General features: G+C 70.7%; 13 protein-coding genes and 3 pseudogenes. 7 read left to right on the top strand and 9 right to left on the bottom strand.

The features are described 5' to 3' along the window. Window positions 1-77: 77 nt before the first annotated feature. Window positions 78-842 (bottom strand): class I SAM-dependent methyltransferase, encoded by a 765-nt coding sequence (locus tag JIX55_RS34005; RefSeq protein WP_257567053.1) that lies wholly within the window; start codon window positions 840-842, stop codon window positions 78-80. A gap of 116 nt (window positions 843-958) precedes the next feature. Between JIX55_RS34005 and JIX55_RS34000 the strand changes: the two genes are divergently transcribed. After that, a complete protein-coding gene (locus tag JIX55_RS34000) occupies window positions 959-1,588 on the top strand; it encodes a CGNR zinc finger domain-containing protein (protein ID WP_257567052.1) in 630 nt (209 codons plus the stop codon). Here JIX55_RS34000 and sodX read toward each other — a convergent pair. Then, window positions 1,492-1,926, bottom strand: a complete 435-nt coding sequence (gene sodX, locus JIX55_RS33995; RefSeq protein WP_257567051.1) for a nickel-type superoxide dismutase maturation protease — start codon at window positions 1,924-1,926, stop codon at window positions 1,492-1,494. The genes JIX55_RS34000 and sodX overlap by 97 nt on opposite strands. Before the next feature lie 146 nt (window positions 1,927-2,072). Between sodX and sodN the strand changes: the two genes are divergently transcribed. After that, window positions 2,073-2,468, top strand: a complete 396-nt coding sequence (gene sodN, locus JIX55_RS33990; RefSeq protein WP_257567050.1) for a superoxide dismutase, Ni — start codon at window positions 2,073-2,075, stop codon at window positions 2,466-2,468. Between the two features lie 132 nt (window positions 2,469-2,600). Here sodN and JIX55_RS33985 read toward each other — a convergent pair. Together JIX55_RS33985 and JIX55_RS33980 are read right to left on the bottom strand one after the other, a co-directional pair. Then, a pseudogene (locus JIX55_RS33985) lies at window positions 2,601-3,420 on the bottom strand (class I SAM-dependent methyltransferase). Window positions 3,421-4,860: 1,440 nt separating this feature from the next. Further along, window positions 4,861-5,418 carry a hypothetical protein gene (locus JIX55_RS33980; protein WP_257567049.1) on the bottom strand — a complete coding sequence of 186 codons (558 nt, stop codon included), beginning with the start codon at window positions 5,416-5,418 and terminating at the stop codon, window positions 4,861-4,863. Between the two features lie 81 nt (window positions 5,419-5,499). Between JIX55_RS33980 and JIX55_RS33975 the strand changes: the two genes are divergently transcribed. From JIX55_RS33975 to JIX55_RS33965, 3 genes are all read left to right on the top strand, one after another. Beyond that, on the top strand, window positions 5,500-5,925 hold the full coding sequence (locus tag JIX55_RS33975; protein ID WP_257567048.1) for a helix-turn-helix transcriptional regulator: 426 nt from the start codon (window positions 5,500-5,502) through the stop codon (window positions 5,923-5,925). A 9-nt stretch (window positions 5,926-5,934) separates the two neighbouring features. Beyond that, entirely contained in the window at window positions 5,935-6,390 is a 456-nt protein-coding gene (locus JIX55_RS33970; RefSeq protein WP_257567047.1) for a VOC family protein, read from the top strand. A gap of 226 nt (window positions 6,391-6,616) precedes the next feature. After that, the gene (locus tag JIX55_RS33965; protein ID WP_257569575.1) at window positions 6,617-7,351 is read left to right on the top strand and encodes a VOC family protein; all 735 of its coding nucleotides are present in this window, start codon (window positions 6,617-6,619) and stop codon (window positions 7,349-7,351) included. A 209-nt stretch (window positions 7,352-7,560) separates the two neighbouring features. Here the strand turns inward: JIX55_RS33965 and JIX55_RS33960 are convergent, their stop codons facing one another. The 3 genes and pseudogenes from JIX55_RS33960 to JIX55_RS33950 form a co-directional block, all read right to left on the bottom strand. Further along, window positions 7,561-7,974, bottom strand: coding sequence for a YciI family protein (locus tag JIX55_RS33960; protein ID WP_257567046.1), 414 nt, complete (start codon window positions 7,972-7,974; stop codon window positions 7,561-7,563). 195 nt (window positions 7,975-8,169) lie between these two features. After that, window positions 8,170-8,481, bottom strand: coding sequence for a hypothetical protein (locus JIX55_RS33955; RefSeq protein ID WP_257567045.1), 312 nt, complete (start codon window positions 8,479-8,481; stop codon window positions 8,170-8,172). Window positions 8,482-8,644: 163 nt separating this feature from the next. Continuing rightward, window positions 8,645-8,878 (bottom strand): annotated as a pseudogene (locus tag JIX55_RS33950) (dihydrofolate reductase family protein); the annotation flags it as partial. Here JIX55_RS33950 and JIX55_RS33945 point away from each other — a divergent pair. Further along, window positions 8,870-9,190, top strand: a pseudogene (locus tag JIX55_RS33945) (TetR/AcrR family transcriptional regulator); the annotation flags it as partial. The pseudogenes JIX55_RS33950 and JIX55_RS33945 sit on opposite strands and share 9 nt — an antisense overlap. Window positions 9,191-9,427: 237 nt before the next feature. On the opposite strand, the gene JIX55_RS33940 reads toward JIX55_RS33945, so the two are convergent. After that, the gene (locus JIX55_RS33940; RefSeq protein ID WP_257567044.1) at window positions 9,428-10,750 is read right to left on the bottom strand and encodes a family 2 encapsulin nanocompartment cargo protein polyprenyl transferase; all 1,323 of its coding nucleotides are present in this window, start codon (window positions 10,748-10,750) and stop codon (window positions 9,428-9,430) included. Window positions 10,751-10,853: 103 nt separating this feature from the next. After that, complete coding sequence (locus JIX55_RS33935; protein WP_257567043.1) at window positions 10,854-12,260, bottom strand: family 2B encapsulin nanocompartment shell protein; 1,407 nt, start codon at window positions 12,258-12,260, stop codon at window positions 10,854-10,856. Between the two features lie 293 nt (window positions 12,261-12,553). Here JIX55_RS33935 and JIX55_RS33930 point away from each other — a divergent pair, with 293 nt between their 5' ends. Beyond that, entirely contained in the window at window positions 12,554-13,144 is a 591-nt protein-coding gene (locus JIX55_RS33930; protein WP_257567042.1) for an N-acetylmuramoyl-L-alanine amidase, read from the top strand. Window positions 13,145-13,156: the final 12 nt, after the last annotated feature.

Raw genomic sequence — 13,156 nt, 5'->3', positions numbered from 1 at the left:
AAGGGGCGGTACGGAATCCCGTACCGCCCCTTACTCGTGCCACGGCGGCCGACTTCACCCCTCGGGCACCCGGCGGCCTACTTCACCGCCAGCACCATCGAGTCGGAGGGCGAGCACCACACCGCGCGGGCCTCGGCGAAGCCCTTCTCGCGGAGGACGCGGGCGTGCCAGTCGACGCTCTGGAAGTCGCCGTCGGCGTGGTCGCCGTAGATCTCGAACCGGCGGGCCGTCGGCGCGGCGAGGACGGGGTCCTGGGCGGCGAGCTGCCACCATGCGGCCCAGTCGACGATGCCGTTCGCCTTGGCTTGTTCCATACCGGCATGGCGGTGCGCGCGCTCCGCCGCGTTGATCCGGGGCGTCGACTCGTCGATCATGTGGTCCGCGTTCATGAAGACACCGCCGTCGCGGACGAGCTCCGCGACCTGACCGTAGAGGACGGCGAGAGGTTCGCTGTGCAGCCAGTGCAGGGCCGTGGCCGTCAGGACCGCGTCGTACGCGTCGTACGGCAGCCGCGTGGTCCAGTCGGGGTCGGTGAGGTCGGCGGTGACGAAGGTGACCCGCGGGTCGCCCTCGAACGTGCCTTCGGCGATGGTGAGGAGCGCGGGGTCGAGGTCGACGCCGGTGCTGACGGCCTTCGGGAACCGTTCGAACAGCCTGGACGTGATGGAACCCGTACCGCAGGCGAGGTCGAGGACGCGGGGCTCGGGGCCGGCGAAGGCCTCGACCATGTCCAGCATCACCCGGAACCGCTCCTCGCGGTCCGGCAGATACCACTCCTGCTGCCGGTCCCAGCTCTCCTGCCAGGCGGACCAGTCGGTTCCGGTTCCGGTCGTGGTGGTCATGAAGGCCCCTTCCTCCGTGTACCGCCGCATCCCCATGACGCGTAATACCCTGTAAGTACGAGCAGCTGTTACCTGACCCGCATCACGACGATAGAGCGCCCCGGTAAGGACTACAAGTGGAACTGGCCTATTACTCGGACTATGCGGTACGCCTCGTCAACACGGAGGAGCCGGCCCGGGGCAAGGACTCGCTCACCTCGGTCGACGCCGTTCGCGATCTCTTCGGGGCGAACCAGTCGGCGGCCCGGCGGGCCACGGACGCCGACGTCACCCGCTTCCGCTCGGTGCGGGCCCGGCTGCGCTCGGTCTTCGGGGCGGCGGACGACGGCGACGAGACACTCGCCGTGGACCTGCTGAACTCGCTCCTGCTGGAGTTCCCGGTGAGCCCGCAGATCTCCGGGCACGACTTCCGGGACGACGACGGCAGCCCGCTGTGGCACATGCACCTGGCGGACCATCCCTCCAACGCGACCGCGGGCTATGCCGCCATCGCCGCGATGGGCCTCGCCTTCCATCTCACCGAGTACGGCGTGGACCGGCTCGGCCTGTGCGAGGCCGCGCCGTGCCGCAACGCCTACCTCGACACCTCAACCAACCGCTCCCGGCGCTACTGCTCGGACCGCTGCGCGACCCGCGCCAACGTGGCGGCCTACCGCGCCCGCAAACGCCTGGAGGCGGACCGGTCGCCGAGCACTGGACGGGCGGCCGAGAGCGCCCAGCGGGCGAGCGCGAACGGCGAACGCTGACCGTCCGGCCTGGGCCGGTACCGGAACCGCACCTTGCCGAGCACGAGTTCGTCGGGCACGGCCCCGTAGTCGGTGCTGTCCCCGCCCGCGTACGCGTTGTCCCCGAGCACCCACCAGCCGCCGTCGCGTCGCTCGGCGGCCCGTTTGACGACGAGCAGGTCCTGCTGGAAGGGATGCCGCAGCACGACCACGTCACCGACCCTGAGGCGGGCCCCGTAGTGGACGAGCAGTTGGTCCCCGTGGCGCAGCGTCGGGACCATGGAGGGTCCCGTGACCTCGGCCACCCCGAAGGGCAGGAGGGCCCTCCCCTGCTCGCTCTCCTGCGACAGCTCCGGCATCACCCGGCACCTCCCCGATACGTTCCTCCACCAGTCCCAGTCTGACCCCGGACTTTTGTCCTAAGCCCATGGGGGCACTCGCGAAAACCACTCTGGCAGGGAGTAATGTCCCACCTGAGAAGACGATCACGAGGAAGGAATGCTCCATGCTTTCCCGCCTGTTTGCCCCCAAGGTGAAGGTCAGCGCACACTGCGACCTGCCCTGCGGTGTGTACGACCCGGCCCAGGCCCGCATCGAGGCGGAGTCGGTGAAGGCCGTGCAGGAGAAGATGGCCGCCAACGACGACGCGCACTTCCAGGCTCGCGCGACCGTCATCAAGGAGCAGCGCGCCGAGCTCGCCAAGCACCACGTTTCGGTGCTGTGGAGCGACTACTTCAAGCCCCCGCACTTCGAGAAGTACCCGGAGCTGCACCAGCTGGTCAACGACACCCTCAAGGCCCTCTCGGCCGCGAAGGGCTCGACCGACCCGGCGACGGGCCAGACGGCGCTCGACTACATCGCCCAGATCGACAAGATCTTCTGGGAGACCAAGAAGGCCTGACCCGGCCCCTCTCGACCGCACCCGGTCCGTATGCCGCCGTCCTGAACGGCGGTGTGACGGGCCGGGTGCGGTTGTGTTCGGGCGGCCGTATGACGGAGAAACGACGCCGACGCCCGCAGCCGCCGCTCCTGTTCAACGACGGCAGACCAGGGTGCCGCCCATGCAGTGGACCTCGAACATGCCGTTTCGCTCAAGGTGGTCGCCGAGGATGGCACGGGCCCGCTCGATCGTCGCGTCGAACGGCACAGCGTGCTGATCCGCCCACGCCCGATAGGAAGCCATGTGCGCGATGACCGGCTCGGGATCGTGCACCGTGATGGTGCCGGGAAGTTCGATCGTCGTCACGCGGCCGAATTCCTCTCCCAGGAGGTCCGGTGCCTTCTCCAGGGAAAAACGGGCGCTGAGCGAGATGCGGGCCGGGCCGCGCCCGGTGCCGAGGACCTCGCCCGCCGCCCGCTGCCACAGGTCGTCGAGTTCGGCCTTGTCCCGGTCGCTGTTGGTGGAGGAGATCACCAGCCCGTCACGGGCGACGACGCGGGACAGCTCCCGCACTGCCTGGGGGATGTCGGGGACGTGGTAGAGCATGTGCAGCGCCAGGGCAGCGTCGACGCTCGCCGTCGCCAACGGCAGGCGAGTGGCGTCCGCCACGGCGACGGGACCGGGCACCCCCGGCGAGGATGCCGGGAGCGATGTCCAGGCCGAGCAGAGCCAGATCGGGCCGGTCGTCGCGCAGCCGCTGAATGAACTTGCCGTTGCCGCAGCCGACATCTACCACGCGCCCGCGTATGCCGCTCAACTGCTCGGCGACGATGCCGGGCAGGTCGTAACGGGGCCTCTGCCACTGGTAGAGCGACTGGCGGGCGGCCAGGTCCCGGTCGCTGTTGTAGGCGCTCCCGGCGAGGCGGCCCCGGTCGGTGACGGCGGCGTCGTGTGCGGCAGACAGTTCGGTCATGTCGGCAGCTCCGGAGGGTGGGATGGGGGTACCTCCCACGCCTTTAGGGCTGTGGGGGAGGGTGAGGCCGCGAGGACGGGCCGTGTGCTGGAGACGTTCGCATTGCGCAGCGCGATGAACCGAGCGAAGTCGGCCGACATCACCGCGTCCGCCGAGACGGCACCCACACCAGAGCGCGGAGGCACCGCAGACCGCGCCGGCGAGGACCCTGTGGCGCCGTCCCCACGCTGGCGGCTCTTGCTGACTGCCACGGCGCGGTCGAGGACGGCGACATCGACGCCGAACACCTGCGCCAGGTGTTTCCGGGTGTACGGGACCGGGATACGCGCCTCGCGCTCGTAACGCCCAATCTCCTTGCCGGTCTTGGCGGCACGCCCCTCCAGGGCGTTGTACTCGTCGGCTACTCGCTTGCAGCGCCGCATCCGGCCGTCTCGCGGAGAGGGCGGCGGCCGCCGCGTCGCAGGCGATGCTGTCCGAGACGGCCAGCCCGCTGATGCGGTCCTCCAACTCCAGGCCGTGCCAGGCCATCAGCGGGAGCTGGGCGATCGCCACCCGGTAGGCGTCGACGGCCTGTGCCCGGTCCTCCAGCATGGCGGACCGCAGTCCCCAGTGCGCCGCGGCGGAGAAACGCACCTTCGTCGGCACGCCCTCGATGCCCGCCGCCTCCCGGAACACCGCACGCGCCTTCTCCAGGTCACGAGGGCTGCCGCCGTGCAGGGCCGCGAAGGTGTGCGCCTGGGCCAGGCCGACGAGGAAGGACACGCGGCGCACGTCGTCCTCGGGCGTGGCCCGGAGCGCCGATTCCGCCGTGTCGATCGCTTGGTCCACATCGGCGGCGGAGAGAGTCAGTTCGTACCGGGCGAGGTGGGCCGTGGAGAGCCCGAGCTGGGACCTGGCCCAGGTCGGATGACCGTCCGGGGTGGCGCGGACGGCCTCCTGGAAGCAGCGGACGGCCTCGTCCGCGTCGCCCCGCCGTCTCTGCCGCCGGCAGCGGTCGAGGAGGGCCGTGGCCAGGTTCGTCAGCGCCCCGGCCCGTCGCGCATGTCCCTCCGGGTAGGCCTGCACGGCCAGTCGGCCGGCGTCGATCGCCTCGTCCAACTCCTGGGCGGACTCCGTGCGTTCGTGCCGGTCGGACAGCGTGAGACAGAGGTTGGCGGCCGCCTCGCCCGCGCCCTCGCTGCCGTGGGCCGCCGCCTCCACGGCCGCCCGCATTGGTTGGACAGCGTCATGGGACGGCCGGGGTGTCTCTCGGGCAGGAGGTCACGGCAGCGCCGCAGGAGCGCGATCGCCTCGTCGAGCGCCCGCGGATCGCGTACGGCGCCCCAGCTCGCGTACAGCTCCAGGGCTCGGGCGCCCATACGGGCAGCGTCGTCGTTCTCCGACATGCCCAGCATCTCGGCCTCTCCTCTTCGGACGGGTCCGTCCCCCGCGGTGGGAGGGTCAGCCCTCGTCCGTGGCCAGCAGGAACAGCACCGCTCCGACGACAACGAGGAGCGACGCCAGCATCGTCTGCACCCGGGCCCGGCGCAGGGCTCCGCGTACCTGCCAGGCATGGACGAGTTCCACCAGGGCTCGGCGCCGGGCGGTGGCATGGGCGATGTTGACACGGGCCGCTGTGAGGGCACGGTTCAGTTCGGCGCTCCGGTCCTCGTCCCGCTCGCGGGCGAGACGTGCCGTGAGGTTCACGGCCACGGCGGTGTGCAGCCGGCAGGCCCGGCCGAGTTCCTCGACAGTCGTGCCGAACGGGCCGAAGAACAGCTCGGGAGCAGCCGCGATCTCGGCGCGGAGGTCGGCGAGGGGAGGGTCCTGGAGTGACCGGAGCGTGGTGAACCGAGGGGTCAGCACTTCGCCGGTCCACCAGATCGCCCAGAACACCCCCACCATCGCCAGGGCGAGCCCGCCGGCGGCCAGCGCGATGTCGCCGAGGCCGTGGATCTTGCCGATGGCGGCCAGCGGGAACCCGCCGAGCAGCAGTGCGCCGACCGCGGCGGTGGCCATGATCGTCCAATCTCCCTCGGGTCCTCCCTCGGAACGCCCCATCGGCCACCCATTGTCAGTGGCCGGTGCGATGCTGTCGGCATGAACCGGGACGATCTGGTGCGGCTGCGGCGGGCGCGCGACCGCATGGACCGCGAGTACGCCGAGCCGCTGGACGTGACCACCCTCGCGCGCACGGCGCTCATGTCCCCCGGCCACTTCCAGCGCAGCTTCCGCGCGGCCTTCGGCGAGACCCCGTACGGCTATCTCATGACCCGCCGCATAGAGCGCGCCAAGGCGTTGCTGCGCCGCGGCGACCTGACGGTGACCGAGGTGTGCATAGCCGTGGGCTGTACGTCACTGGGCTCCTTCAGCTCCCGCTTCACGGAGCTGGTCGGCGAGACGCCGAGCGCGTACCGGGCGCGCTCGCACGACGAGAGTGCGGCGATCCCCGCGTGCGTGGCGAAGCGCCTGACCCGGCCCGCCCGCCATCGGATACGCACGACGGAACCCGGCGCAGCGCCCTAGCGTGAACACATGGCTACGAACGATCCGAACACTGCGAACAGACTCCCGGCCCCGGATGTGAAGCTCGCCCAGTGCTTCCTCGCCGTCGACGACCACGACAAGGCGCTCGCCTTCTATCGCGACGTGCTGGGCATGGAGGTCCGCGGTGACGTCGGCTTCGAGGGGATGCGCTGGGTGACCGTGGGCTCTCCCCTCCAACCGGACGTCGAGATCGTCCTGGAACCACCCGCCGCCGACCCCGGCATCTCCCCCGCCGACCGCGAGACCATCGCCACCCTCCTCGCCAAGGGCGTCCTACGCGGCGTCAACTTCACCACGACCGACTGCGACGCCCTCTACGCCCGCGTCGAGTCCTCCGGCGCCGACGTCCTCCAAGAGCCCACGGACCAGCCCTATGGCGTCCGCGACTGCGCCTTCCGCGACCCGGCGGGCAACATGCTCCGCTTCATGGAACGCCGAGCCTGAGCCGACACCGGCCGGCGTGGCGGGCTGACAGGCTGACAGGCTGACGGAAACGTCGTTGCGTGAGGCGGGCTGGCGGGAGACCGTACGAGTCGTTCAGCCGGAGGGGTTGGACCGTGCGGGAGGGAGCGGCGCTGTGGGTGGAGTGAGCGGGAGCGGTCACGGGGACACGCGCAGGGGTGGAAGCTCGGCGGACGAGGCGGGCGAGGCGAACGAGTCGGGAAGGGCGATCCGGTGGACGTATGCCTTCGTCGACCGGCCCGCGGCTGGGTTCGAGCGAGCGTGCGCCTTCTGGACGGCCGTCACAGCGACCAAGCTGTCCGAACCGCGGGGAGAACGGGGTGAGTTCGTGACCCTGTTGCCCGAGACGGGCGACGCGTGCGTGAAGGCGCAGGGTGTCGCGTCCGGCGACGGCGGCGCTCACCTGGACTTCGCCGTCGAGGACGTACCCGCGCTCGTGGACCGGGCGGTCCGGCTCGGCGCCGAGGTGGTCGCCCCGAACGACGGCTGGGCGGTGCTGCGCTCGCCCGCCGGGCAGCTCTTCTGCGCGGTGCCGTGGCACGGGGAGTCGGTACGGCCGCCGGTGGTCGACGGGAGCCGCCTGGACCAGGTGTGCCTGGACGTGGCACCGGCCGAGTTCGACGGCGAGGTCGCGTTCTGGGCAGCCCTGTCGGGCTGGGACTCCCACGCGGGCTCACTCCCGGAGTTCCACGTCCTCCGCCCGCCGGCGGGTCTCCCCGTCCGCATCCTCCTCCAACGCCTCGACACCCCCCGCCCCATCTCCGCCCACCTCGACCTGGCCTGCACCGACATCGACGCCACCCGCACCCACCACGAACACCTCGGCGCCACGTTCGTGGCCGGTCACTCGCACTGGACGGTGATGCGAGACCCGTCGGGCGGCACGTACTGCCTGACGGGCCGCGACCCGCAGACGGGCGGGTTGCCGCCGAGGACGGAGTGACACGGTGGGCGGGGGTGAGGCCGACGGTGGGGTGACGCCGACGGGTGGGGCACAGCGCCCCTGGCGGGGTCCGGGCGGAGCCCTGCGAGGGCGCGGCGGACGCGGGCGGGGGCGAAGGGGCGCAGCCCCTGGAGACGGGAATGGGTAAGGGCGGCGGGGAGAAACCGGAAGGCCCAAGCCCCCAGCTCATCCCGACCAGACGACCCCGTTCAGATGTCCCCCGCGTCCTCCAGTACCGGCCGGATCACCACCGGGTACTCCGTGAGCCCCTCGGGGCCGGGGCACTGGGCCACGCGGGCCGCGATCTCCGTGACCCGGTCCAGGCTCGCGCACTCCAGGAGCCAGTAGCCGGCGAGCAACTCTTTGGTCTCCGGGTACGGCCCGTCCGTGATCACCGGCTTGCCGTCGGCGCCGGCCGTGACGAACCGGGTCTGAGCCGGCTCGGCCAGCCCTTGGCCGTCGATCATCTCTCCGGTCTTGGCGAGGTCGTCGTTGATCGCGCCCATGTGGGCGTGCATGGCCTGCAACTGCTCCCGTGTCCAGGCCGGGGAATGCTCGGATGCCTTGCCGCGCATGCCCTCGTAGTCCGCCTGCGTGCCCAGGACCATCACCAGGTACTTCATGAGTCCGCTCCTTCGTCTGCCTCGGAATCACCCGCGGTAAGCGGCTCCCACAGGAGACGTCGGAGCCGCCCCACACGTCTCGACACACCCGCACGACACCCGCACGACGCTTTCCCCCGAATTTTCCGAAGCCCACGGACACACTCATGGACACACTCACGGGCACACTCGCCGACCTCCTACCGGCCGGTCCCGTCAGGTCTTCTCTTCGGTCCTCGCCTCAGCCGTCTCAGCCGTCACCTCGATCTGCGTATCGGTCTCCTCCGCGTGCGCGTCATGACCACCATGCGTGCCGTGGCTCCCGTGCGTCCGCCGGGCCACGGCCCGCGGCTTCTGCGCGGCGGCTGTCTCGGCCAAGACGGCCTCGTCGACGTACGCCTCACACTTAGGATTTCTGCACGGACCCGGACCCCACACGGGTACCCACGCGCCCAGCGTCTTGTGCCGCCGTACGACCGTGGCCACAGGCTGTCCGCAGACCGGGCAGACATGCTCGTCGATGCCCATGCATCCAGGGTATTGCCGACGGGGTCAGGGCGCTCCCCACGTACACGGACAATCGGCGACCGGCCACCCACTCGTCGGCCGCTCGCCCGTCGGCCGCCCGCTCATCGGCCACCCACTCGTCGGCCGCTCGGCCGTCTCGGCCGCCGGGCGACGCCCCGCCCCGTCAGCGCTTCCTGCTGTACGTCCGCACCAGCACCCCGTTGTCGAAGCTCCGCACCTCGTCGAGCGTGAACTCGGAGACGGCGAACCCGGAGCCGAACATCGGCATCCCGGTGCCCAGCACGATCGGATACGTCTTGATGATCAGCTCGTCGATCTCGTCGACCAGCGCGCCCGCGACGGCCGAGCCGCCGCACAGGTAGATGCCGAGTCCGCCGTCCTCCGCCTTGAGCTGCTGGCCCGCGTGACCGGGGACCGCACCGGCTATCTCGCCCACCTCGAACTGCGCCTCGAAGCCACCCGCCGCCCCACCCTGCACACCTCGTACACCGAGTCGGTGCGCGGAGAGCTGGATTTCGGCATGCGGTTCCACCGTGAGGCGGGCCTCCCCGGCGGCGACGAGACCGTCATGGTCCTCTACCTGGCCATGCAGGGCCTCCTCCTCGAACACCTCACCCTGCCGGACGTCCTCGACAACGCCCTCCCCGGCGTCACCGCCCCCGAAGGCCTGATGGAACGCATCGTGGAGACGATCGTCCCCGAGCACTGACTCCAGCAAGCAGGACTCCGCCGCCCCGAAAGCAGGCGTAAGGGGGTCGAAGGGGCACAGCCCCTGGATGGGACGGACAGGGGCGGAGCGGGCGAAACCAAAAAACCGGCGGGCCCCGCACACCGTGGGGATGTGCGGGACCCGCCGGCCGTCCGAAGGCACCGGCACTGCGCAGGGTCAGGTCAGGTCAGCACCGCGCCAACGCCTCCGGAGCATCAACCGCCACTCGGCCCCACCTCAGCTGCTGCGGCGCGTCACGAACTCGGCCAGCGCGAGGAGCCCGCCGGCCGATTCCGGGTCCGGTACCGCACGGGACAGTTCGTGCATGGCCCGGGCCATACGATCGGCCGCCTGGATCTGCGCCCAGTCACGGCCGCCGGCCCGCTCCACGACCGACGTCGTACGTTCCAGGTCCCCTTCCTCGTACGGCAGTCCGTACAGCTCGGCGAGTTCGGCGGCCTCCGGAGTGCCGGAGGCGAGCGCGGCGACCACCGGGAGGGACTTCTTGCGGACCATGAGGTCCGCCCCGGCCGGCTTGCCGGTGCGGCTCGGGTCTCCCCAGATGCCGATCACGTCGTCGATGAGCTGGAAGGCCAGCCCGGCCTCCCGCCCGAACGCGTCGAGGGCCTGGACATCCTCCTCACCGGCCCCCGCGTACAACGCCCCCAGCGCGCAGGCGCAGCCGAGCAGTGCGCCCGTCTTCGCCTCGGCCATGGCGAGCACCTCGTCGAGGGTGACGTCCTCCGGCCGGCGCCCTTCCATCTCTGTGTCCGTGTGCTGTCCCGCGCACAGTTCGACGACACAGGACGCGAGCCGCGCGGCGGCCGCGGCCGACGCCGGATGCGGGTCCTCGGCGAGCAACCGCTGGGCCAGGGCCTGCAACGCGTCCCCGGCGAGGATCGCGTCGGGGATCCCGAACACGGTCCACGCGGTGGCCCGGTGCCTGCGGGTGGTGTCCCGGTCCATCACGTCGTCGTGCAGCAGCGTGAAGTTGTGCACCAGCTCCACCGCGGCGGCGGCCCGTACGGCGGTGGACTCTCGGCCGCCGAGCGCGGCGACCGCGGCCAGGACCAGCGCGGGACGTATCGCCTTGCCCGCGTTCCCCGCGGCCGGGGTGCCGTCCGCCTGCTCCCAGCCGAAGTGGTAGCGCGCGACCCGGCGCATCGAGCCGGGCAACGACCCGACGGCCCGGCGCAGTTCGGGGTCGACGGACACCCGCGCCTGCTCCAGGATCCCCGCCGCCTCCTGCCCGTCGAACGGACTCGCCGCCCCCGGCCGCCCGACGGTCCCCCGGCCACCGACAGACGCCCCTGACATCACCGGCCCCACCGCGTCCGCCGACCCCACACCCTCCGCCGGCTCACCGACTCCCGCCGAACGCACGGTCTTGACCGGCTCACCGACTCCCGCCGAATGCACCGCTTCCACCGAATCCACCGCTCCCGTCGGGTCTGATGGAAGCGTGATGGGGTTCCGCCTTTCCGGGATCTCGCTTCTCAGAGCGCCGCCGGCCTGGGTTTCGGCGGGGCTCTGCTTCGTCTCCGTCATGAACTCACCCATGGGATCGCCTCGGAGAGTCTGCGGACGGTGGCGGTTCCGCCGCCGCTCGGCGGGGGTGTACCCGCCCCTGGCGGGCGGGGACACGGCGTCCGGTCGGACAAGGTCACCGCCAGCGGCCGATCTCGACGTTCTCCAGAACGCCGAGCGCGTCGGGGACCAGGACCGCGGCCGAGTAGTAGGCCGTCACGAGGTACTTGATGATCGCCTGTTCGTTGATGCCCATGAAGCGCACGGACAGGCTGGGCTCGATCTCGTCCGGGATGCTCGCGGCCCGCAGACCGATGACGCCCTGGTCCTCCTCTCCGGTACGCATCGCGATGATCGAGGTGGTCCTGGCCTCGGTCACCGGGATCTTGTTGCACGGGTAGATCGGCACCCCACGCCAGGTCGGAATGCGGTTCCCGGCGATGTCGACGGTCTCCGGGACCAGCCCGCGTTTGTTGAGCTCGCGGCCGAACGCGGAGATCGCGCGCGGGTGGGCGAGCAGCAGCCTGGTGCCCCGGCGGCGGCTGAGCAGTTCGTCCAGATCGTCCGGGCTGGGCACGCCGTCGTGCGGCTGGATCCGCTGGTCGTACTCGCAGTTGTGGAGGAGGCCGAACTCACGGTTGTTGATCAGCTCGTGCTCCTGGCGCTCCTTCAACGCCTCGACGGTGAGCCGGACCTGCTGCTCGGTCTGGTTCATCGGCTGGTTGTAGAGGTCGGCCACGCGCGTGTGGATGCGCAGTACGGTCTGGGCGACGCTCAGTTCGTACTCGCGCGGAGCGGCCTCGTAGTCGACGAAGGTGTGCGGGATGTCCGGCTCACCGCTGTGGCCGGCGGCGAGGTCGATCTCCTTCTCGCCATACTTGTTGGTCCGCTGCGACGGGATGGAGCGCTGCTCCTGAAGGTGCTCGCTCAGGGTCTCGGCGCGCTCCGCGATCTGCTCGACGGCCGTACGCGGCAGGACGAGCACCGTGCACGCGGTGACCGCGCGGGCCGTGTACTCCCAGATCGCGTCGGCGTCGAGCAGCGATTGGTCGCCGAAGTAGGCCCCGTCGGCCAGCACGCCGAGGACCGCGTCGTCGCCGTAGGGTCCGGTGCCGATCTTCTCGACCTTGCCGTGCGCGAGCAGGAACACGTCCTCGGCCTGGCTGCCGAACTCGGCCAGCACATCACCGGGCGCGAACTCCCGCTGCTCGCACCGCCGGGCCAGTTCGCCCAGCACGTCGATGTCCTCGTAAGTCCGCAGGGGCGGCAGTTCGCCCAGCTCCGCGGGGATGACGGCGACCCGGTCGCCGGTCTTCACAAAGGTGACGCGGCCGTCGCCGACCGCGTAGGTGAGCCGCCTGTTCACCCGGTATGTGCCGCCCTGCACGTTCACCCAGGGCAGGGTGCGCAGCAGCCAGCGCGAGCTGATCTCCTGCATCTGGGGTGTGGACTTCGTGGTGGTGGCCAGGTTCCGGGCAGCGGCCGTGCCGAGACTCTGCTGCGGCCTGTCCTGCTGCGAGCGAACCTCTTCGCCTACCGACATACGGATTCCCCTCCGGGTATGCACTGATATCGCGGTCACCGATCTCGCGACCCAGCCTCCCATCACGGAATGTGCCGGTGGTATTACCCGAAAGAGCGGGAATGGATCTTAGAACTCTGGGCATATCAGGGGACTTTGTCGACCATCCGCGCGTGGGCCGGGCCCCTCGCCCAATCTGACCGGATCGGCTCGCACGTCCCACTCTCAACTGGCTCCCACCGGACGTCTCGGGTACAAGCCTGCGTACGAGGCGGCCACGACCAGCGACCGTCGCACGTACGAAGGAGTCGGCCATGGCCCCACCCATGTCCGCGGGGAGATTTCTCACCGTCCTCAAGAACGAGGGCGTCCGGGTCGTCGAGGTCGGTGACTGGGAACATCACAACCGCAACCACAAGGGCCCCTGGGGGCCCGTCCACGGCGTGATGATCCACCACACCGTCACCTCCGGCAGCGAACGCACCGTCCGCATCTGCCGCGACGGCTACTCGGGCCTGCCGGGCCCGTTGTGCCACGGCGTCATCACCAAGGACGGCCGGGTCCACCTCGTCGGTTACGGCCGCGCCAATCACGCCGGTTTCGGCGACGACGACGTGCTGCGGGCCGTGATCGCCGAGAAGGCCCTCCCGAAGGACAACGAGGCCAACACCGACGGCAACCGCCACTTCTACGGTTTCGAGTGCGAGAACCTCGGCGACGGCGAGGACCCCTGGCCCAAGGCCCAACTCGACGCCATCGAAAGAGTCTCCGCGGCGATCTGCCGCCACCACGGCTGGAACCAGCGGTCCGTCATCGGCCACCTCGAATGGCAGCCAGGCAAGGTCGACCCCCGGGGCTTCACCATGGCCTCCATGAGAGAGCGAGTACGGGCCCGCCTGAAGTAAGGGCCCGAGCGC

Origin of the sequence: Streptomyces sp. DSM 40750, assembly GCF_024612035.1 — a bacterium.
Taxonomy (GTDB): domain Bacteria; phylum Actinomycetota; class Actinomycetes; order Streptomycetales; family Streptomycetaceae; genus Streptomyces.
The sequence above is the reverse complement of the archived record's forward strand: the minus strand, read 5'-3'. Positions and strand labels throughout refer to the sequence as shown.